At 59.5% G+C, this 19,318-nt stretch carries 21 protein-coding genes, 1 tRNA gene and 1 pseudogene; 12 read left to right on the forward strand and 11 right to left on the reverse strand.

The features are described 5' to 3' along the window. The first annotated feature begins 114 nt into the window (after positions 1-114). Positions 115-756 carry a hypothetical protein gene (locus PSH96_RS15015; RefSeq protein WP_305453627.1) on the forward strand — a complete coding sequence of 214 codons (642 nt, stop codon included), beginning with the start codon at positions 115-117 and terminating at the stop codon, positions 754-756. A 56-nt stretch (positions 757-812) separates the two neighbouring features. Here PSH96_RS15015 and PSH96_RS15020 read toward each other — a convergent pair whose 3' ends face one another. From PSH96_RS15020 to PSH96_RS15040, 5 genes are all read right to left on the reverse strand, one after another. Next, positions 813-1,346 (reverse strand): hypothetical protein, encoded by a 534-nt coding sequence (locus PSH96_RS15020; RefSeq protein ID WP_305453628.1) that lies wholly within the window; start codon positions 1,344-1,346, stop codon positions 813-815. A gap of 65 nt (positions 1,347-1,411) precedes the next feature. Next, the gene (locus PSH96_RS15025; RefSeq protein ID WP_305453629.1) at positions 1,412-1,879 is read right to left on the reverse strand and encodes a GAF domain-containing protein; all 468 of its coding nucleotides are present in this window, start codon (positions 1,877-1,879) and stop codon (positions 1,412-1,414) included. Between the two features lie 165 nt (positions 1,880-2,044). Further along, entirely contained in the window at positions 2,045-2,242 is a 198-nt protein-coding gene (locus PSH96_RS15030) for a hypothetical protein (RefSeq protein WP_305453630.1), read from the reverse strand. Positions 2,243-2,550: 308 nt separating this feature from the next. Further along, positions 2,551-2,624: transfer RNA gene (locus PSH96_RS15035), tRNA-Cys, on the reverse strand. Between the two features lie 212 nt (positions 2,625-2,836). Beyond that, complete coding sequence (locus PSH96_RS15040; RefSeq protein ID WP_305453631.1) at positions 2,837-5,116, reverse strand: acylase; 2,280 nt, start codon at positions 5,114-5,116, stop codon at positions 2,837-2,839. Positions 5,117-5,356: 240 nt separating this feature from the next. On the opposite strand from PSH96_RS15040, the gene PSH96_RS15045 reads away from it, so the two are divergent. Next, entirely contained in the window at positions 5,357-5,734 is a 378-nt protein-coding gene (locus PSH96_RS15045; protein ID WP_305453632.1) for a fe2+ zn2+ uptake regulation protein, read from the forward strand. 27 nt (positions 5,735-5,761) lie between these two features. Here PSH96_RS15045 and PSH96_RS15050 read toward each other — a convergent pair whose 3' ends face one another. After that, complete coding sequence (locus PSH96_RS15050) at positions 5,762-5,956, reverse strand: hypothetical protein (protein WP_065931559.1); 195 nt, start codon at positions 5,954-5,956, stop codon at positions 5,762-5,764. Positions 5,957-6,128: 172 nt separating this feature from the next. Here PSH96_RS15050 and PSH96_RS15055 point away from each other — a divergent pair, with 172 nt between their 5' ends. Then, on the forward strand, positions 6,129-6,266 hold the full coding sequence (locus PSH96_RS15055) for a hypothetical protein (RefSeq protein ID WP_162843025.1): 138 nt from the start codon (positions 6,129-6,131) through the stop codon (positions 6,264-6,266). 48 nt (positions 6,267-6,314) lie between these two features. Here PSH96_RS15055 and PSH96_RS15060 read toward each other — a convergent pair whose 3' ends face one another. From PSH96_RS15060 to PSH96_RS15080, 5 genes are read right to left on the reverse strand one after another with little or no spacing between them, the layout of a single operon-like run. Next, a complete protein-coding gene (locus PSH96_RS15060; RefSeq protein WP_305453634.1) occupies positions 6,315-7,076 on the reverse strand; it encodes an ABC transporter permease in 762 nt (253 codons plus the stop codon). Beyond that, complete coding sequence (locus PSH96_RS15065) at positions 7,073-8,272, reverse strand: ABC transporter substrate-binding protein (protein ID WP_305453635.1); 1,200 nt, start codon at positions 8,270-8,272, stop codon at positions 7,073-7,075. Before PSH96_RS15065 ends, PSH96_RS15060 begins: the two co-directional genes overlap by 4 nt. Then, positions 8,259-9,062 carry an ABC transporter ATP-binding protein gene (locus PSH96_RS15070; RefSeq protein WP_305453637.1) on the reverse strand — a complete coding sequence of 268 codons (804 nt, stop codon included), beginning with the start codon at positions 9,060-9,062 and terminating at the stop codon, positions 8,259-8,261. The genes PSH96_RS15065 and PSH96_RS15070 overlap by 14 nt, the downstream gene beginning before the upstream one ends. Further along, entirely contained in the window at positions 9,059-10,120 is a 1,062-nt protein-coding gene (locus PSH96_RS15075; RefSeq protein WP_305453639.1) for an acyl-CoA dehydrogenase family protein, read from the reverse strand. The genes PSH96_RS15070 and PSH96_RS15075 overlap by 4 nt, the downstream gene beginning before the upstream one ends. 38 nt (positions 10,121-10,158) lie before the next feature. Next, entirely contained in the window at positions 10,159-10,719 is a 561-nt protein-coding gene (locus PSH96_RS15080; protein WP_305453641.1) for a carboxymuconolactone decarboxylase family protein, read from the reverse strand. A 102-nt stretch (positions 10,720-10,821) separates the two neighbouring features. On the opposite strand from PSH96_RS15080, the gene PSH96_RS15085 reads away from it, so the two are divergent. From PSH96_RS15085 to PSH96_RS15120, 9 genes and pseudogenes are all read left to right on the forward strand, one after another. Then, positions 10,822-11,733: an AraC family transcriptional regulator gene (locus PSH96_RS15085; RefSeq protein WP_305453643.1), complete on the forward strand. Its 912-nt coding sequence runs from the start codon at positions 10,822-10,824 to the stop codon at positions 11,731-11,733. 104 nt (positions 11,734-11,837) lie between these two features. After that, on the forward strand, positions 11,838-13,367 hold the full coding sequence (locus tag PSH96_RS15090) for a M91 family zinc metallopeptidase (RefSeq protein WP_305453645.1): 1,530 nt from the start codon (positions 11,838-11,840) through the stop codon (positions 13,365-13,367). 185 nt (positions 13,368-13,552) lie between these two features. Beyond that, positions 13,553-14,416: a calcium-binding protein gene (locus PSH96_RS15095; RefSeq protein ID WP_305453647.1), complete on the forward strand. Its 864-nt coding sequence runs from the start codon at positions 13,553-13,555 to the stop codon at positions 14,414-14,416. Between the two features lie 207 nt (positions 14,417-14,623). Next, positions 14,624-15,709 (forward strand): annotated as a pseudogene (locus PSH96_RS29590) (cache domain-containing protein); the annotation flags it as partial. Positions 15,710-15,910: 201 nt separating this feature from the next. Then, complete coding sequence (locus PSH96_RS29595) at positions 15,911-16,618, forward strand: methyl-accepting chemotaxis protein (protein WP_370694365.1); 708 nt, start codon at positions 15,911-15,913, stop codon at positions 16,616-16,618. 89 nt (positions 16,619-16,707) lie between these two features. Continuing rightward, positions 16,708-17,166 (forward strand): SRPBCC family protein, encoded by a 459-nt coding sequence (locus PSH96_RS15105; RefSeq protein ID WP_305453651.1) that lies wholly within the window; start codon positions 16,708-16,710, stop codon positions 17,164-17,166. A gap of 111 nt (positions 17,167-17,277) precedes the next feature. Next, on the forward strand, positions 17,278-17,724 hold the full coding sequence (locus PSH96_RS15110) for a DUF411 domain-containing protein (RefSeq protein WP_305453653.1): 447 nt from the start codon (positions 17,278-17,280) through the stop codon (positions 17,722-17,724). A gap of 3 nt (positions 17,725-17,727) precedes the next feature. Beyond that, on the forward strand, positions 17,728-18,168 hold the full coding sequence (locus tag PSH96_RS15115) for a YqaA family protein (protein WP_305453655.1): 441 nt from the start codon (positions 17,728-17,730) through the stop codon (positions 18,166-18,168). A 121-nt stretch (positions 18,169-18,289) separates the two neighbouring features. Then, a complete protein-coding gene (locus tag PSH96_RS15120) occupies positions 18,290-19,303 on the forward strand; it encodes an alpha/beta fold hydrolase (protein WP_305453656.1) in 1,014 nt (337 codons plus the stop codon). The last annotated feature ends 15 nt before the right edge of the window (positions 19,304-19,318 follow it).

Genomic DNA, 19,318 nt, shown 5'->3' on the forward strand with positions numbered 1-19,318 from the left:
GGGTGCTCCTTGGAAGAAGGGAGTTGGGGTAGTAACACAAAAAAATGGATGAAATGGAGAAGCTAAAACAGTGATAGCGATGTAGCATCACCGCTTTTCTTTTGAGGCCCCCGCGTGAACAAGAAATTTCTATATTGCACCGCCGCGTTCATCCCGTTGGCCGCTGTCGTTTATGCCTTCCCCCTTTACGTCCATGTGGACCCGTCCATTGAATTCTGGCTTTTCCTTGGGGTTCTCGCGCTCATCGTGATGATCATGTGCGTGGCTGCACACCTTGGCGCACTCGCTGATAACAAAGCGTTTCTGGAGGAAATAAACCGCCTTCCCAGCGTACGAATCACCCACCGACTGACTCGGGAAAATCTCATCAAGAAAATGCAGGCCGGCGTTTTGATGCCCTATCCGGCAAAACGCGGCCGCCTGCCAGAATGGTTCGCCCATTGGATGGATGGCAAACACCCTGCCACCTGGGTGTCTATTGGCAAGCCTGAAGACGTCAGCCCTGCTCTGCTGGGCTCCGCTCTTCAAAAAGAATGGCCCATGGCAATCTCATTCCAAGTGCCAAGTGCAGACATCGTGATGCCGCCCGGCTTTATGAAGCACCTGTATGGCTGCTACCAACAGCGGTTGCTCAAGACTGTAAAGATTGCGCACGACGCCGATCTGTATAAACGCGTCGGTAAAAACTGGCAGTTGCTGAGCCATCAGGAACACCAAGCACTGCGCGTTCCGGCTGCTACGCCGGTCGCGGCTTAACAAAAGAAAGGGACGGATTCATGTCACTGAACATAGGTCCGTCCCTTCTATCCGCATCAGCGCTGGTCGATTTCTATTTTTTGCGTTGGATCGGGGCTGTATTTTTGGCGTTTTAATTGCGGATCACCTTTGGCCAGGCAAAAGAAGAATATCTCCGCTTCCCCGCAGCCGCCGTGCAAGGCGCATTCGCTTGACTGCATATGGTCCAGCAGGATTTCCCGGCTTTGGGAATCACAAAACAGGTTAGCTTCTTTCAGGGCCTGGCCTTTCGCCGAGGCCGGCCCGCCGAGGGGAACTCGCGTTGAAATGGTGTAGGTGTCAAGCCCCACTTTTATAGTACCGCTGTCGGCGCAAGCCGTGAGCATCGCCGGGGCTAAAACCATTAGCCATATTTGCATTGTTATCCCCCAGGAAAGGCATGAGGCGACATACGGCCAGTGTCTTACCTGCGTCGCATGCATGCACAGGGACAAGATGTGTCCGTGATGGATTGCCATCGCAATTGGCCTTGCAAAACGGGCGAGCCTTCTGGCGATGGCCGGGACAATGCTTAAAGTTGAATGAGGTACCCAAAAAAGCCCGGCTTGCATGTTCGGGCTTCCTGATTTTTTGTCATAGTCTGCCAACGCGGCCGCTAAAGACTTACGTAAACGGGTTACTTCAAGTCCCTGGCGAGCAATGCCTCAACCTTTTTGCGGAACTCGTCCAAGGCAGCCTGCTCCGAGGCTGTGTATTCCTTGGGATCCTCGTGCAGAGCGCAGACAGTGCCATACACCTCGCCGTCTGGGCCGCGGACTGGATAGCCTAAATAGTTGCTGAGACCAAACTCTACTTCATCTTCATTACCGGCCCAGTCGGCTTCCAAGCGCGAGTCTTTTACGTATAAAGGCTGGTCGGTATCCACCACCCGTTCGCAATAGAGTGCTCGGCCGTTGTGGGCCAGGCTACTTTTCTTGCCCTGAGCACCTATCGGATAGGTATCCTCATGATGACCACCCGAAGCTTCTACCTGCATATGCTGTGGCAGGGAACGCATGACAAGGATGGAGCTGACACCGAGTTGTTTAGCTAATGCGTCTATGTCCTGGCGTAACGAGTCGAATACTGCGCTGGATTTGGCCACAAAAAAGGTCCGAACAATTGGTTGGAAGAGTCCAACTATAGGCCGCAAGGTCGAGCGCCCCTAAAGACTCAAAGAGCATTAGGATAGAAGTTCCTGTGGTGCACACTAGGCGAAACCTTTTCAGAAAAACCGGCGACTGGCCGGTTTTTTTTAATCTACGAATCTTCAGTTGTCGGGGTGTTCGCTTGCTACTGAATCGGCAGCATCTACGTCCGACATATCCTCTTCAAGAGGTGCATCATCGTCCGGCGGCAGTGGAATCTTGTCCTCATTACGCCTCGGGTCATGCCCTGTCTCGTTATCAGTGCCGCGTGTGACTTCCTGCTGAGAAATGTTGCCTGGGGCACTTTTATCAATGTCCATGCTGACTCTCCGTTTTTATGCGCGGAATATCCGCGCTTAAACATGGGAGTCGGCAGGTCACAGTGAGTGCCGAGCACTGGACGAACGGCAGAAAACGAAAAAGCCCTGCATAAGGCGAGGCTTTCATAAATCCTTTCGCCCTACTTTGGGGTCGGTAGTGCGGATCAAATTTGCTGGAAACTACCCATCCAAGAGAAAACGGGGTCAGACCACTATTCTCTTTGAAAATGCCGGCAGCCCATTGCCTTCTAACTTTCCTGCGCCCAATAAAAAACCCCGTAGACGTTAATCTACGGGGTTTCTAAGAGTGGAGGCCGAGGTCGGAATCGAACCGGCGTAGGCGGATTTGCAATCCGCTGCATAACCATTTTGCTACTCGGCCTCAAACGATCAATGCCCTGACTGCTGACATTCACCGCATAAAAACTTGAGTGGGCTGTAAAACCCTGCCTCTACTCTAACTCATTGAATACATTGAAGTTTTAAATGCTTCGTTGCGTTCGATGGGCGCCATTATGTACGTATTTGCTTTTACCTGCAACCCCTTGATTTCAAAAATATTTCGTATAGCCATCAAGGGGTTGCGGGCCTGCCCTACTCCTGGATGCGTTGCTGCTGATAGTGCGGGTCGGCCTTGATCTGGGCGTCGGTGAAGGGCAGCGCGCGCAGTTTTTTCTCGGAGAAAGCTTGGGTCTGGTCCTTGGCGTGTTTGGATGCGGGGTTGCTGGATTCGGAGAATGCCAGCACGCCCAGCGCCTGGGGGCCTTGGTCGTCGAAGGTAACGATTTGCAGGTAGCTGGTGCCGCTGACGACTTCGCGTTTGCCGTCGGCGCGGGGCACGGTTTGCATGGCGTTGTAGATGCCCAGCTGTTGCGGGCCGCCGTGCATGGGGGTTTGGCCGCTGACCTGGATGTCGCCCCAGCGCGTGGCCTTGAGTGTACTGACCTCGGCACTGGAGGCCAGCATGGCTTCGCGCAGGGCGTTGGCCACCTCTTTGCGGTCGATCGCCAGGCCACGCGGCGTGGTCAACGGCTGCGCCGCGTCGAAAGGCACGCGCCAGGCGTCGGGGATTTGCTGCAGGTGTTCGACCAGGTTGATGAAGTGCACCAGGCCAATGCCGCTGTCGAGGTTGGCGTGCTGGTCCCAGGCTTGCAGGCTGGTGCACAGTGATTGCAGTGCGGCGGCGTCGGCGCCCAGGTGTTTGGCGCAGAACTCCAGCAGGTCGGGCATGACCTGGCCGGCGAGGTACACCTCGTTGTCCATCACCATGTTTTGCAGGTCGGCCACGCTGATCGGTTGCTTCTCCAGGGATTGCAAGCGTTGCACGGCAAAACGTGCGCGGGGGCCGAGGCCGATGTGGTCCTGGCTGATCACCGGGGAGAAGCCGGTGAGTGGCGCCTTGGGGTTGGCCAGCCACGCCGAGTCGTTGGAGTGTTGCACGTAGTCGGTGCGCTGCAGTTGCGGCAGTTGGTCGGCAGCGAAGATGCCGGGTTGCGCCGCACGCGGGTCAACCTCCCAGGCGCAGGCGCTGTGGGCGCCGTCGAGCATGATCATTTGCAGGCCGGCGCGTGGGTCGCTGCATTGCCCCAGTTTGGCCGCGCTGACGTTGGGCACCACCGACAGGTTCATGTACAGGCTCTGGCCCTGGTCGTCGGCGGCCACGGTGTTGACCCACGGAATGCCTTGCAGGGTGTGCACCGAGGTTTGCAGCGCTTTAAGGCTGGTGGCGCGGTTCATCGCGTACCACTGTTGCAACACGCGGTCGTTACCCAGGTTGGCGTCGCGCAGGCTGAAGGCGTAGTGGCTGTCCCAGTCGAGTTTGCCGGGCCATTGCACCACCGGGCCGAATTGCGAACTGTAGACCGTATGAGTGACCTCTTTGAGGCTGCCATCTGGTTGTTTGACTTGGACCTTCACCGCACGATGCTCCATAGCGATGGATTTCCCATCCAGCAGATAACGCGTGGAATCCTTGGGATCGAGGGTCAGCCGATACAGGGTGAAATGCTTGGACGTGTCCACCGTGTGGGTCCAGGCCACGTGCTGGTTAAAGCCGATATTGATCACCGGCAAACCCGGCAGTGCCGCGCCCATCACGTCCAGTTGGCCCGGGATGGTCAGGTGCATCTCATAAAAACGCATGCCACCGACCCAGGGGAAATGCGGGTTGGCCAACAGCATGCCACGGCCATTAAACGAACGATCACGGCCCACGGCCACGGCGTTGCTGCCACGGTCGAGGCTGAAGCGTTGCTGATTGGCTGCTGCCAGTTCAAAGGCCTTCACGCCCTGCGGTACGGCGGCAGTGGCGTTAGGCGGCGTGGCGCCGACCAGGGCTTCGGCGAATTGGCCGACACCACCTTCCACCAGCAGCCTGCGCGTCAGCTTGACCAGGTCTTCCGCTACCAGCGGGCGCACCCACGTGGCGTGGCACTGGGTCGGCGCGCCCTGCTCTTTCAGATAACGGTTGTAGCCGGCGACATAGCCTTCGATGCGCTGCTGCATCTGCGGGGTTTGCGCCTTCCAGAATGCGGCAACAGCCTGGGGCGTATTCAGCCACTTGAAAAACACATCACTGGCCAGGTTGTTGCGCTCTTCGAGGGTCGCCTGGTCCGGGCCGAAAAACCGCGCGCGCTCGCCGTTCACCGTGACCACTTCATTGGCCAGCAGGCACAGGTTGTCTTGCGCGTACGCGTAACCAATGCCGTAGCCCAGGCCGCGCTCATCATTGGCGCGGATGTGCGGCACGCCGAAGCTGGTGCGACGAATATCTGCAGCAGCCTGTGTCACCTGTTCACGCGCCGAAGCGTTCAGGCTCAGCCCCAGCAACAGCCCTGCCACGCACGCCTTGGACAACCGGTTGGAAATAATCACGCAAGCTCCACAGTCAAATTGAACACCCTTACAAGGGGCAACGACCCCACCGTAAGAACGCAGGCAACCGGGAATAATTTAGCCGCTACGGGTGTTTATTAAACGGCAGTTGAAGTGTGACAAAGCGGATACCGACAAAATTTCTACATCCGGGACTTCATGATTTCGCTCGCTCGTTCGTCTTATTCAAATAAGAGCGCCATCATTTTCCTGATCAGGCTCTGATAAGGAGTTTTTTGCATGTACAACCCGCAACCGCCCACGGATGGACATTCACCGGCTGCCGACGCCAATTACGGCGGCAGCGCACAAGCATTCGGCAAAGCGCCGGAGCACGGTAACCAGCGTATCCGCCATTTGCTCAAGTGCTTCGGTTTGCGCACCAGCCTGATCCGGCTGAAGGTCATTGACGCCCTGCTCACCGCCGCCGACAACCAGCGCACACTGGGCGTGCGCGGCGTGCACAGCCATTTGCTGGAGCTGGGCATCCCGCTGTCGTTTCTCAGCGTGCGTGAGGTGCTCAAGCGCCTGTGCAGCGAGGGCGTGATCACCCTCAATGCCGATAAAAGCTACAGCCTCCATGCAGAGGCTGCCAAAGTGCTGGACGGTCGCGCCTGACGCTTTGGCCTGGCGCTCCAGCAGGCATCAGAAGTGAGGTTTGACCTTGCGCCGCATGATGCCGTTGATCACCACCACCACTACGGCAATCGCAATCGCGAGGTACTGGAACGTTTTTTCGCTGATCACGCCGGTGTTCTGCAGATAAGACAGGCCAAACATCGACGCCAGTACTGCCAGGGCGATCAGAATCGAATATTTCAAACGTTGCTTTTGGGTCATGACGGGTTCCTGAACCTTAAGAATGTATCCACTTTGTACCGCCGAGCATGCCAAGCACATACCCGGTTACGGGGATGGCACGGGTTCGGCAGGGTCATATGTTACAGGCGCTGAGAAATTTTGGCTTGTTCCGCGCCTGATTGAACCTGTCGGAACTTTAGAGGATTTGAAAATGCTCCGTCGAATCACATTGCTGATTCCATTGCTGATCATGCTGACCATGAGCGGCTGCTTCTTTTTCCCACGCGGTGGCGGTGGCGGCTGGCACGACCACCGCTACGATGGCGGCCCTGGCTACGAACGTCGCTGATACCGGGCGCCTCTCGCTTTCCAGGATGGAAAACGAGAGGCGCGCCATTCAACCAGCATGCACCCAGCGCTGATGCAACCACCGCGCAAACGCATCCAGCGCAAACCCCAGCAACCCGATCACCACCACCATCGCCATCAACTCCGAATATGCCAGCCGATCGCGGGTGTCGAGGATGTAATAGCCGAGCCCCGCGCTGACCCCGAGCATCTCGCACGGCACCAGCACGATCCACAAAATGCCGATGGCCAGGCGCACGCCGGTCAGCACATGCCCGACGACGCCGGGAATGATCACCCGTCGCAGGGTTTCCCAGCGCGTGGCGCTCAGGCTTTTACTCAGCTGCAACCAGCGCGGGTCCAACTGGCGTACGCCGGCGGCAGTGTTGAGCATGATCGGCCACACCGCGGCAAACGCCAGCAGGAAGTAGATGGGTTGGTCGCCCACGCCCATCAGCATCACCACAATGGGCATCCAGGACAGTGGCGATATCATCCGCAGAAACTGGAACGCCGGTGTAGTCGCCGCCTCCAGGTTGCGCGAACTGCCCACCAGCAGCCCCAACGGCACACCGACCAACAGCGCCAGAAACAGCCCAACGAATATGCGCTTCAGGCTCACCGCGATATGCAGGTACAGCTCGCTGCGCCCCAGCAATTCCCACAAGCTGCTCGCGGTTGCCGCCAGTGAAAAGCGCGCCGATAAACCCTCGGCGTCGCCAAACACCTTCACGCCCAACCACCACAGCAGCAACAACCCCGCCAAACCACTCAGCCCCAGCCACCAGCCAGGGATTCTGCCGTTGTTCAAACGCCGATCTCCTCGTGCCGTTCATAACCGTCGGGCAAGCCGAAGGTCTTCATGCCGCCCACGGATTCGATGGCATTGCGCACAAAGCGGTCGTCCACCAGGTCCTTGGCCACGAAGGCTGGGTCCAGGTCGGCGAGGAATTTTTTGTCGCCTTCGATCAAGGTGTCCTTCAGGCGCCGCACCAACTCCTCGGTGTAGCTGGGGAATGGGTACGGTTGGAAGTCGATGCGATGCTCGTCCCAATTGGCATGCTGGATCGCGCCGTCCGCCAGGTACGCGGCACGGTCGGCGGCGGCCGGGGCCAAGACCTTGCTCAACACCGGCTCGGCATGCGGCGTATAGCGGTTAGGGCCGTCTTTGGACAGCAGCTTGACCGCCTCTTCGCGGTTATCACGGGTCCACACCTGCGCCTTGACGATGGCGTTGACCACCTTCTGCGACCACTCCGGGCGGTTGGTCAGGTCATGCTCGTGCATGAACACCACGCAGCACGCGTGGTTGCGCCACACATCGCCGGTAAAGCGCTGCACGCGGCCGACCTTGAGGTTCTCTGCCAGGGCGTTGAACGGTTCGGCGACGATATAGCCATCGATGCGCTTGCTGGCCAGGGCCGGCGGCATATCCGACGGCGGCAACACGATCAGGTTGACCTCATTGGCCGCAATCGCAGAGCCGGCGGCACGCGCCACGGGCGTAAGGCCGTTGTCGCGGAACAGTTGCTGCACTACCACGTTGTGGATCGAGTACCAGAACGGAATTGCTACCGACTTGCCGCCCAATTGCTTCACATCGGTAATGCCTGGCGACACGGTCAGGCCCGAACCGCCGACATGGTTCCAGGCCACGACCTTGGCCGGCACCTTGCTGCCGTAGCGCGCCCAAACTGTCATTGGCGACAACAGGTGAATCACGTTGACCTGCCCGGAAATAAACGCCTCGATTACTTGCGCCCAACTGCGCAACAGCACCGGGCGCTCGGCCTTGATGCCTTCGGCCTCGAACAAGCCGTTGTTATGCGCGACCAGCAATGGCGTGGCGTCGGTGATCGGCAAATAGCCGATGCGCACCGGTGCGTCCGGCTCACTGGCGGCGCGGGCCTGCAGGCTGCTGAGCAGCGGCAAGGCACCAGCTGCACTGAGCACCGCCGAGAGTTTGAGAAAGTCACGGCGCGAGTGCGTGAGGTCATCCAGACACATGTGAAAACTCCTGTTGGTCAATGGGGTGGGGTTGAGGGCGGCTCGCCTGCCGTAAGGTTTTCAGAATCTCGATACGCAACGCGCCGATGGCTTCAACCTGCTCGTCGCGTGGTTGCGGCAACTCGATGTGCCATTCGCCCAAGGTCCGCGCCGGGCGGTTGCCCAGTAGCAGGATGCGGTCGGACAGCAGCAGCGCTTCGTCAATGTCGTGGGTGATCAATACCGCCGCCGAACCCTGCTCGCGGTTGACCTTGAGCAACAGGCGCTGCATGTCGGCGCGGGTGACTTCATCCAGCGCGCCGAACGGCTCATCCAGCAGCAACACCTGCGGCTGGCGGGCCAGGCAGCGGGCCAGCGCGGTGCGCTGGGCCATGCCGCCGGACAGCTGCGCTGGAAACTGCTGGCGCGCATGTTCCAGACTGACCGCCGCAATGGCGTGGTCGACGCGCTGGCGGCGCTCCTCAGGGCTCAAGTGCGGCTGACGGGCGAAATCCAGGCCGAAGGCGACGTTCTTTTCCAGGTTCAGCCAGGGCAACAGGCTGGGGTCTTGAAACGCCACGGCCACCCGTGGATGCGGTCCGGCCAGTGGCTCGCCAAGCACCTGCACGCTACCGCCCTGGGGCGCCTGCAAACCGGCAAGCACACGCAGCAAACTGGATTTACCCACGCCGCTGGGGCCGAGGATCGACACCACTTCACCCGCCTGCAATTGCAAGTCAAAGCCTTGCAACACCGGCCCGCTGGCATAGCCCAGGCAAATGCCCTGGGCGTTCATTACCACCTGACTCATAGGTTGGCCTGGCGGTGCAGCTCGGTGCGCAGTTGCACCAGGCTGGGCGTCACGATCGGCACAAAGGCCGACTCGCGCCAGCGCCGTGCAAAGCCGCTGCCATGGGCGGTAAGGTAGGCCTTGCCGCCACTGGCTTGCAGTTCCAGCTGCACCGCGCTGGCGGCGGTTTCGGCCAGCGCGATTCGCAGTTTGAACAAGGGCACCGGCTCGACGGCAAAACGACCGGCCAACAGGCCACTTTTGAGTTCTGTGACCAGGTGATCGAGGGTCGCTCGCAAGGCTTCCAGCTCGTCACGCAACACCGTGCGCGATGAGCCCAGGTGGTTGGCCACCTCCGCCAGGGAGCGCCGTGCCAAGCCGATGGACATGCCACATTGCAACCCCAGGAACGCCGGGCGTACGGCCGGCAAGAACTTGCGTGCATCTTCATGCAGCAACCAGTCGCGGCTCAGCTCCACGCCTTCCAGGCCCAGGGCCGCCGTGTTGCTCGATTGCAGGCCCATCAGCTCCAGGTCACGCGAACGCTGCAGGCCTGCGACCGAATCCGGAATCGCCAGGATAAACGGCGCGCCGCCGCCGGCATGCTCGATCGCCGCCGCCGCAACAAAACCGTTCTTGCGCAGGTTGGTCACCCAGTGCAGGCGACCGTTGAGGGTCCAGCCATCATCGGTAGGCTGCGCGCTGATTTGCAGGGTTTCGATGCCGGACAAAAACTTCATCGCGTTCGACAGCCCGGTGGCCCCGGCCAGCTTGCCGCTGAGCAAGTCCGGCAGCAGTTGCTCGCGCAACCGCTCATTCGGGCTCTGCAACAAATACTCGATAAAAGAGCGCTGGCCCCAGCACACAAACGCCGCCGCCAGGGAATGGCTGGCCACATTGGCGATGGCTTCCACCGCGCCGGTCACATCACCGCCCAGGCCGCCCAGCGCCTTGGGCACGCCGATGCTTAATACATTTGACTCTGCCAGCCGTGGCAGCACTTCCTGTGGATCGCAACTGCCCACATCCAGGGCCTGCGCTTGAACATCGAGCCAACGGCTCAAGATTGGGTCAAGCATTCAATTCTCCTTTTTACAGCAGGTGGACCATCGCCGATTCAGCTTGCCGGTTTTTCCCAACGGTATTGCGCCAGTTCCGGGTTCAGCGGGGTACGGGCAAACACGTTAGCGAAGTTGCACAGGGTTGCCAGGCTGACGCCCAAAATAACTTCCAGCGCCTGGCCATCGGTATAGCCGGCGGCGCGGAACGCTTCAAAACCCGCGTCGCTGACATCGCCACGGGTGGCGATCACTTCGCGGGTGAAAGCGGCGAGTGTCTCATAACGGGCGTTGGGCAATTCACCGCGATGGCGCAAGGCGTCAATCACGTCTTCGGGCAGCTTGGCTTTATTGCGCGCCACGGCGGTGTGGCCGGCCACACAGAAATCGCAGCCGTGGGTGGTGGCGGCAATCAACTGCACCACTTCGCGGTCGGCCAGGCTCAGCTGCGACTTGGCGTTGAGCCCGGACACGGTGATGTAGGTTTCCAGCGCCGCCGGTGCATTGGCCAACACGGCGAGCAGATTAGGGATGAAACCCGAGCCTTTGAGGGCGTTTTCCAGGAAGGGCTTGGCCGCTTCCGGGGCGGTTTCGGGGGTGAGCAACGGTACACGGGACATGGAGTGGTCTCCTGATGGGTTCATCACCTAAGTCTGTTGGTTATAAAAAAACGCCTCAATAGGCTAAAGTAGCGATTACTTGCTCTAGAGTCTTTCCGTTAGATGAATTCGTCCAGTGCACTCGTTGATTGGTTATTAGACAGCCTCGAACTCAACACCAGCCTGTTCCATGTCGGACGCTATTGCGGCGCGTGGCACGCCAGCACCCATGGGCTGGCCAGCGCGAGTTTCCATCTGATTGTGCAGGGCCAATGCTGGTTGCATATTGACGGCGAACCCCTTCCCCTACACTTGAATAATGGTGATGCGGTATTTCTGCTGCGTGACCTTGAGTATCGGCTGTCCGGCGAGGCCACGGCGGCGGCCGCGCAGGAATGCCCGCGCCGACCGATGCTGGCACTGGACAGCAACGCCGACGACGGCGTGGGCCTGGTCTGCGGTTTTTTTCACTTCCATACCGGTTTGTCGGCAATGATCGTCGACGGCTTGCCCGCCTGGATCATCCTGCGCGCCGGCGACCCATCGCTGACCGCTGCGCGCAATCTGTTCGAATTGATCCTGCAAGAGTGCGAGCGCGTCCCGGCGCCCTCCTCGGCACTGCTCGAACGTCTGTGCCATTTGTTGTTTCTGTATGTGTTGCGTCAGCAGGTCATCGATAACCCCGAACTGGGCGGCTTGGCAGCGCTGGGCCGCCAACCGGCGTTCGCCGAGTTGCTCGAGCAATTGATCGCGCGTCCGGCAGACCCATGGACCCTGGAAAGCATGGCGGCCTGCACCGGCTTGTCGCGCTCGGCATTTTTTAAGCGTTTCAGCGAACTGTGCGGGCAATCTCCAGGGCATGTGCTGTTGATGATGCGCATGCGCCATGCGTGCCGCCTGTTCAAAGAAGACATGACCGTGGCCGATGTATCGCTGGCCGTGGGCTACCAATCGGTGGCGGCATTTACTCGCGCGTTCCACAAGACCACCGGCCAGCAACCTGGGGCTTATCGCAAAGGTCAATGGCAGAATTAGCAAACACGAATGTCGGTTTTCTTACCATCGTCTGTAAGAAATAATGGAACTGTGTTGCGGGTTAATTCCACACAGCGGGTCCATGACCCACAGACATTGGAACTATGACTCCGACCTCGCTCGCTTACGCCCCGCAGTCCGGCAATCGCGCTAACACACACCCCACAACAGCCCCTGCTCCACGGGAATCCATTTATAACGCTCCGGATTTTTACGCCCCCGGGACTGGCCGAACTCGAACCAAAACCGAGACTTTAATCGATGATGGCTACGTAAAAATCACCCAGCAGGCCAAATGGGACATCTATGCCCAACCGCCTAAAATCGAGCGCGTCACCCTGACACTGGAAACCGGTAATGCCGCCGACACGCTCCATGTCGGCAATAACCCCGATGGAAGTTTGCAGGTGCAGATCAATGGTAAGTCTTACCGGTTCGACGCCAAGGGTAAAAACGGTGAGCCCATTGAGTTACATATCAAAACCAATGGCGGTCATGACCATCTGACTATCAGCCCTACAGTCGATAACCCCGTCACGTTTGAAGGCGGTGATGGGAATGACACCTTTATCGCCGGGGCAGGCAGGACCAGGGCACTAGGCGGTGCAGGTGACGACAAGCTTTGGCTGGGCTCGGGAACAGGCTACGCCGAAGGCAATGACGGTGACGACTTGATCGTCGGCGGCACCGGCAATGCGGTCATTTACGGTGGCAACGGCAAGGATCACCTCTATGCCGGTATAGGGCCGGCTGACAAGCAAAGCTATGTTGATGGCGGCAGCGGCGACGACCACCTGTACGCCGGCAGCGGGCATTCTGTCCTTCACGGCGGCAAGGGTGACGATCACCTGCTGGGAACAGATCGTACGACCTTTTACACGGGTAAAGGCCGAGATCGGATCTGGAACAACCGACCTGGCGATCTTATTTATGCAAAAGCTGGAGACGCCTACGACCGGTCTCAGGGCTCAAAATTTGTCGAGGTAAAACCAAGCTTCGCCGGTAATGACGGCTTTGAAGTCAGTGGTGATGCTGAATTCAAGCAACGAGTAGATGACGACTTCGAATTCCTGCGCAGCTCGCCCAATGGGCAAAAAATACTGGCGGATATGGATAAGGAAGCCCCGAAAGCTGGGGCCAAAGTCACCATCCAGAAAGCAACCGTTGCAAACAGCTACTCGTTTCGCAGTTTTGAACTGGGTCGATTACCGAGTGAGCAGTTCAAGAAAATCGACCTTGACGACCCACGATACGGCAGGGTCATTGGCAACAAGCCCGGGTCGCGTGCTGATGCGGGGGCGGTGAATTACGATCCGATGGATACCGGTGACGAACGCTTTTTTACCCCGCCAGTCGTCAACTTGGTCCATGAAATCGGTCACGCCTACAATGGCGCTACAGGCACGAATCTGCCTGGCTACACCTTGGACCGTTCAGCGTCCGATCCTGCCATTACCGATTACATCCACAACACAGAGTTTCAGGTCGTCGGCTTACCGGGCAGCACCGCGCAACCGTTTGACTTCGACAACGACCCCTCTACCCCGCCCACCACCATCAATCCCGAACACTTCACGGAAAATGGCATGCACCGTGAAATGGGCCGGCCTTTGCGCAAGAGCTACCTGGTCTGACCCTGCGCGTTCGAGCGTCACCGCACATAGGCCAGGTGACGCTTGAAGCCATCCAAGCGCGAGCGACATATCCAGTCGCAAGCTCTGCGCGGTTGCCAGGAACGCTTGCGCATGGATCGTCCACGTAAGAGAAGCCCTGACACGCTGTCAGGTTTTCTACTTTGGTCATCGAGAAGGACATCCGCATGCTCTCTCCCTACGCTTACGCCCCAGCGACCGCGCGTCACCTGGTACCCAGCGTCGAGCCAGTCAACCCTGCACGCTCACCCTATGACCCACCGTCTGACTTGGCGCCAGGCGCAAAAGCCGTTAGAACACATGAACTGCTCAAAAAAGGCGATGTGACCTTCAGCCGGGAAATCACCTGGAGCACCGTGGGTTCCGAAAAGCCCAGGATTGTGTCAAATCGGATAATAGTTGAAAGCGGCAATGATGCCGATGACATTCAGGTGCGCAGTTGGCCTGGAGACAAGTTGCAGTTCCTCGTCAATGGCAGGTCGTATATGCTCGACGCCCAAGCACAACAAGGCCCGCAGCCGAGCCTTTTGATCAAGACCAACGGTGGCGATGACAAGGTCAGCATTGATGATGACGTCATGCACGTCGTGGAAATTCACGGTGGCGAAGGCAACGACATCCTCAAGGCGGGTGGAGGCCCCAGCGCACTCTATGGTGGAGGTGGCAACGATGAACTGTGGTTGGGTCGCGGATTCGGCTATGCGCAAGGGGACGACGGCAACGACCTGATCGTGGGCGGCTACGGCACCAACGTCATGTTCGGCAATAATGGCAACGACCGCATCTATAGCAAGACCGGCGCTAAGGACTCGAAAAATCTCATGTTCGGTGGCGACGGCAATGACGTGCTCTATGCCCTTGACGGCGAAAATCATCTGAACGGTGGCGACGGTAATAACCAACTGTTTGTGAATGACCGCACAACCCGCTACAACGGTGGAGGTTCCGACCGCATCCAGGATAGCCGCAGTGAAAACGAATTTTCATTCATGCCCCTGGCGGTTGGCACCGACCCCCTTCCTCACCCTTGACTGAAGTGAACCCGGGCAAAGCGGGCAACAGGTAACCCAGCAGCACGTTTTGCGAACAGGCGACCTTGCGCAACGAACGCCAGCAAGGTCGTCGCCAACCCAACAACTTTGCACCATCGTACCTAAAGCTCCTCCTCCCCAGGCCGATAGCCCTACGAAGCTCTAACAAAGCCGCGTCGATAATAACGCTTCGTAAGGACGACCCCCATGCCTCCACTGCGCTCTATCCAAACCCGCTACACCCTGTTTCTGGTGCTGTTCGTCCTGCTGATATTGGTGTTGACCGTCGTCGGAATCGGCCAGTTGGTGGCCCCCACGCTGCGCCATACCGAAGAACAGGTGGTGCTCAACCGCGTCGCCGAAGTGGCTGAGCGCATCCAGGGCGAACTGAACAAGGTTCAAGCCCAACAACGCAGCATCACCCAAACCATTCCCCTGCTCGACAGCGATGCCATCGACAAAGTGCTGCCCGGCCTGGTGGACCAGTATGGCGAGCTGAAAGTCTTCGGCGGCGGTATCTGGCCACTGCCCAACCAGCGCGCGCCTGGGCGCAACAAGTTCAGTACCTTCTGGCACCGCGATGCTTCGGGCAAGTTGGCGGTCAACACGTTCTGGAACAGCGACGCTGCGCCCAACTACTACGACCAGAGCTGGTACAAAGGCGGCCTCGCCTCGCCGCGCGGCCAGTGCGCCTGGGCCGCCGCCTACAAGGACGACGCCAGCCAGGAGCCACGCACCAACTGTGCCATGGCCATTCAGCGCGATGGCGCAGCCTATGGCGTGGCCACCATTGACGTAACCCTGGGGTTCTTCAATGAGCTGGTGGCCAGCAAGGAAAAAGACATCGGCGGCCAGATGCTGATCGTCGAAGGCGACGGCAAGATCATCAGCAACAGTTCGCGCATCAGCGGCCCGGTGGTGTTGAAGAACATCAGCGAACTGGTCGGCACCTCGGCGTTTGCCGCCCAGGTGAGTAAAGCCCTGGCCCACCGCGACCAAGGGCTTGTACGCGCCGAGTTCGACAACCAGGGCGTGGCCAGCACCTTCTACCTGCGCCCGATCGAGGGCACGCCGTGGTTCCTCGCCACCGCCCTGCCCACCTCGTTGATCACCGCCCAACGCGATGACGTGCTCGGCAGCCTGGCCCTGATACAAATCCCCATGGTGTTGCTGCTGGTGCTGCTGGCCGCTTATGCGATCCGCCAACTGGTGCAGCGCATGCGGTCACTGAAGACCAATATCGATGCCTTGTCCGCCGGCGATGCCGACCTGACGCGGCGCATCACCATTCGCGCCGAAGACGAACTGGGCGCCATCGGCCATTCGGTCAACCACTTTATCGTCTACTTGCAGAACATGATTGGTGAAGTGACCCAAGCCACGGGCGCAATGTCGTCGAGCCTGGCGCAACTGCAGCAGACATCGGCCCACACCAACCAGATCCTGGTGCGCCACGCCTCGGAGACCGACCAGACCGTCACCGCCATCACGCAAATGAGCTCGACTGCCGACACCGTCGCGCAAAACGCGGCGGAAACCGCCTCGTTCACCCAGCGCGCCAACGAGCACGCCGACCGCTCCCGCGTGGTGGTGGGCGAAGCGTCCACCAGTGTCAGCGCCTTGATCGGCGAAGTCGCCAGCGCCACCCACACCGTGGAGGCCATGCGCCAGGACGCTGCACGCATCACCGAGACCCTCGGGGTGATCGGCGCGATTGCCGGCCAGACCAACCTGCTGGCCCTCAACGCGGCGATTGAAGCGGCGCGGGCCGGCGAGCAAGGCCGTGGTTTTGCGGTGGTGGCCGATGAGGTTCGGGCATTGGCGGCGCGCACCCAGGCCAGCACCTCGCAGATCAACGAGATGCTCGCACGCCTGACTACCGGCGTGAGTTCGTCGGTGGCGGCCATGGAAAACACCCAGGCCAGTTGCCAGTCGGCGGCCGACGCCACGGCACGGGTGAACACCGGGCTGGACGAGATGGCCGGCTCCGTCAGCCATATCAATAACCTCAGCACCCAGATCGCCACGGCGGCCGAGCAGCAAAGCGCGGTGACCGAGGAGATCAACCGCAGCATGGTGCAGATCCGACAGATGGTCGATGAGTTGGTAGAAAGTGGCCACGCCACGCAAACCAACACCCAGAGCCTGTTGGATGCCAATGGCCGGGTCATTGCGTTGATGGGGCGCTTCAAGGTGCGTTGATAAAAGACTGAGGCACTCCCGTGCAATGCGCGGGAGTGGGACTATTCTGACAGTCTCAGGACAAACTCTCGCCACACAGGAGGTGTGTCATGCACGCTGCTGAGCATTCGGTCCGCTTGGAGCGGATCAGTCAGGAACGCTTCATCCAGGCGCCGATCGAGGTCATCTACGACTACGTGACCCAGCCGGATCGCTGGCACGAGTGGCACCCCACCTCCCTGAGTGCCGACACCGGCACCACCGGCTCACTGCCGGCCGGCACGCGCTTTACCGAAATCATCGACCTGCTGGGCGTGCGCGTTCCCTTGAGCTATCGCGTGCAGATCGCCCGCCGCCCCAGTGAATTCAAGACCGTGTTCACCTCCCTCGCAGTAGACGGTTCGATTCACTACTTCCTGCAACCCCACCGTGGCGGCACGCTGTTCAAACGGGTGCTCACCTACGAGACCGAATTGCAACTGGCCACCTTGCACGCGCGCATGGTCGAGCTGTCGGCCATTGCGCTGGAACAGCTAAAGCACCGCCTGGAAAATGTGGCCTTCGTATAATTCAGATACATTACTGACGCCCTGTCACCCTGTGGGAGCTGGCTTGCCTGCGATGACGTCGTCATGATCGCCGCAAAATCCCGACGCCCTCCTATTGCCCACGAGACCCGCATGAAAAACCCGTTGCGACTGGCCTTACTTTGCGCCCTGTTCACCACCACACTGGCCCAGGCGGCCGACCTGATCCCAATCGACGTACACCGCGACGCCAACTGCGGTTGCTGCAAAAAATGGATCAGTCACCTTGAATCCAACGGTTTCAAGGTCAACGACCACGTTGAAGCCGACATGAGCGCCGTCAAGCAGCGCCTGGGCGTAGCGCCGCGCCTGGGCTCGTGCCATACCGCCGTGATCGACGGCAAGTTCGTCGAAGGCCACGTGCCCGCCGAACAGGTGCTGGCGTTGCGCACCCGCGATGACCTGCTGGGTATTGCCGCCCCCGGCATGCCCATGGGTTCGCCCGGCATGGAAATGGGTGACCGGCGCGAGGCCTACCAGGTCATTGGCCTGACGCGCGAGGGTCAGGATGTAGTGGTAGCCGACTACCCGGCCCGTTGATTAATGCTCGCCGGTTACCTGGGGCTGTTTTTCGCCGCTTTTGGCGCGGCTACCCTGCTACCGCTGCAATCGGAAGCCGTGCTGGTTGGCCTGCTGCTCAGCGGGCACTACAGCCTGTGGGGGCTGCTGGTGATCGCCACGGTCGGCAACGTGTTGGGTTCGGTGGTCAACTGGTGGCTGGGACGTTCGGTTGAGCGCTACAAGGAGCGGCGCTGGTTTCCGGTCAGCCCCAAGCACCTGGAAAAAGCCCGCCGCCACTATCAACGCTGGGGGCATTGGTCCCTGCTGCTCAGTTGGGTGCCGATTATAGGCGACCCACTGACCTTGGTGGCCGGGGTCATGCGTGAGCCGTTCTGGCGTTTTGTGCTGTTGGTCACGCTGGCAAAAGGCGCCCGTTACGCCGTGCTGGCAGCGTTGACGCTGAACCATTTGGCGAAGCCGTAACAACTGTCAGTGGCAGGTGCTTTTGCCGTAGGAATAAGCTGTGTCTGTCGTTCGGTAGAGACAATTAATCCTCGATTAATCGTGTGCCGACAGCCTCCGGTTTTTCACTACGGAGCACACCATGCGACCGACGCGCACGCTATATCTCACTGGCTTGCTCTTGGTTACGGCCCTTACCGGCTGCGCCACCGGCAAAGATGACAGTTACGGCCCCGAGCTTCAGGGCTTCCAATACCCCTACCCGGTCGAACGGTTCAGGTTCACGTCCCAGGGCCAGTCGTTGCAGATGGGCTACATGGACGTGGCGCCCACGGGCAAGCCCGTAGACCGCACCATCGTATTGATGCACGGCAAGAATTTCTGCGGCGCCACCTGGGACGACTCGATCAAGGCGCTGAGCGCCAATGGTTTTCGTGTGGTGGTCCCCGACCAGATTGGCTTTTGCACCTCGAGCAAGCCCGACGCTTACCAATACAGCTTCCAGCAACTGGCGATCAACACCCACCAGTTACTGGAAAAACTGGGCATCAAAAAAGCCACGCTGCTGGGCCACTCTACCGGCGGTATGCTCGCCACCCGATATGCCTTGATGTACCCGGCACAAACCGAACAGCTGGGGCTCGTCAACCCTGTCGGCCTGGAAGACTGGAAAGCCTTGGGCGTGCCTTACCGCCCGCTCGAACAATGGGCGCAATCGGAGCGCAACCTCACCTACGCGGGCGTGCGCAAGTATCAACAGGACAATTATTACGGCGGCCGCTGGGAGCCGGCCTATGACCGTTGGGTCGATATGCTCGTCGGGCTCTTCAACGGCCCGGGTCACACTCAAGTGGTACGCAACTCCGCCTTGATCTGGGACATGATCTACACCCAGCCGGTGTACTACGAGTTCAAGGACCTGCAGGTGCCGACGCTGCTTTTGATTGGTACTTCCGATACCACCGCCCTCAACCTCGACCTGGCCTCACCTGAAGTCAGGGCGAAGCTCGGTGACTACAAAACCCTGGGCAAGCACGTCGCCCAGTTGATTCCCAATGCCAAGCTGGTGGAGATCGAAGGCTTTGGCCATTCGCCACAGGTGGAAGATCCCGAACGTTTTCACAGCGCATTGATGCCGGGTTTATTGGCGTATTAAACCCTCCTGCGTCGG

Origin of the sequence: Pseudomonas sp. FP2338, from assembly GCF_030687515.1 — a bacterium.
In the GTDB taxonomy this organism is placed as follows: Bacteria; Pseudomonadota; Gammaproteobacteria; order Pseudomonadales; family Pseudomonadaceae; genus Aquipseudomonas; species Aquipseudomonas salomonii.

Coding starts and splice junctions, on each gene's coding strand:
- PSH96_RS15080 (WP_305453641.1), bottom strand. CDS start 10,719: ATGTCCCGTGTACCGTTGCTCACCCCCGAAACCGCCCCGGAAGCGGCC.
- PSH96_RS15030 (WP_305453630.1), bottom strand. CDS start 2,242: ATGGACATTGATAAAAGTGCCCCAGGCAACATTTCTCAGCAGGAAGTC.
- PSH96_RS15020 (WP_305453628.1), bottom strand. CDS start 1,346: ATGCAAGCCGGGCTTTTTTGGGTACCTCATTCAACTTTAAGCATTGTC.
- PSH96_RS15110 (WP_305453653.1), top strand. CDS start 17,278: ATGAAAAACCCGTTGCGACTGGCCTTACTTTGCGCCCTGTTCACCACC.
- PSH96_RS15050 (WP_065931559.1), bottom strand. CDS start 5,956: ATGACCCAAAAGCAACGTTTGAAATATTCGATTCTGATCGCCCTGGCA.
- PSH96_RS15075 (WP_305453639.1), bottom strand. CDS start 10,120: ATGCTTGACCCAATCTTGAGCCGTTGGCTCGATGTTCAAGCGCAGGCC.
- PSH96_RS15095 (WP_305453647.1), top strand. CDS start 13,553: ATGCTCTCTCCCTACGCTTACGCCCCAGCGACCGCGCGTCACCTGGTA.
- PSH96_RS15085 (WP_305453643.1), top strand. CDS start 10,822: ATGAATTCGTCCAGTGCACTCGTTGATTGGTTATTAGACAGCCTCGAA.
- PSH96_RS15120 (WP_305453656.1), top strand. CDS start 18,290: ATGCGACCGACGCGCACGCTATATCTCACTGGCTTGCTCTTGGTTACG.
- PSH96_RS15055 (WP_162843025.1), top strand. CDS start 6,129: ATGCTCCGTCGAATCACATTGCTGATTCCATTGCTGATCATGCTGACC.
- PSH96_RS29595 (WP_370694365.1), top strand. CDS start 15,911: ATGAGCTCGACTGCCGACACCGTCGCGCAAAACGCGGCGGAAACCGCC.
- PSH96_RS15090 (WP_305453645.1), top strand. CDS start 11,838: ATGACTCCGACCTCGCTCGCTTACGCCCCGCAGTCCGGCAATCGCGCT.
- PSH96_RS15045 (WP_305453632.1), top strand. CDS start 5,357: ATGTACAACCCGCAACCGCCCACGGATGGACATTCACCGGCTGCCGAC.
- PSH96_RS15115 (WP_305453655.1), top strand. CDS start 17,728: ATGCTCGCCGGTTACCTGGGGCTGTTTTTCGCCGCTTTTGGCGCGGCT.
- PSH96_RS15105 (WP_305453651.1), top strand. CDS start 16,708: ATGCACGCTGCTGAGCATTCGGTCCGCTTGGAGCGGATCAGTCAGGAA.
- PSH96_RS15065 (WP_305453635.1), bottom strand. CDS start 8,272: ATGTGTCTGGATGACCTCACGCACTCGCGCCGTGACTTTCTCAAACTC.
- PSH96_RS15070 (WP_305453637.1), bottom strand. CDS start 9,062: ATGAGTCAGGTGGTAATGAACGCCCAGGGCATTTGCCTGGGCTATGCC.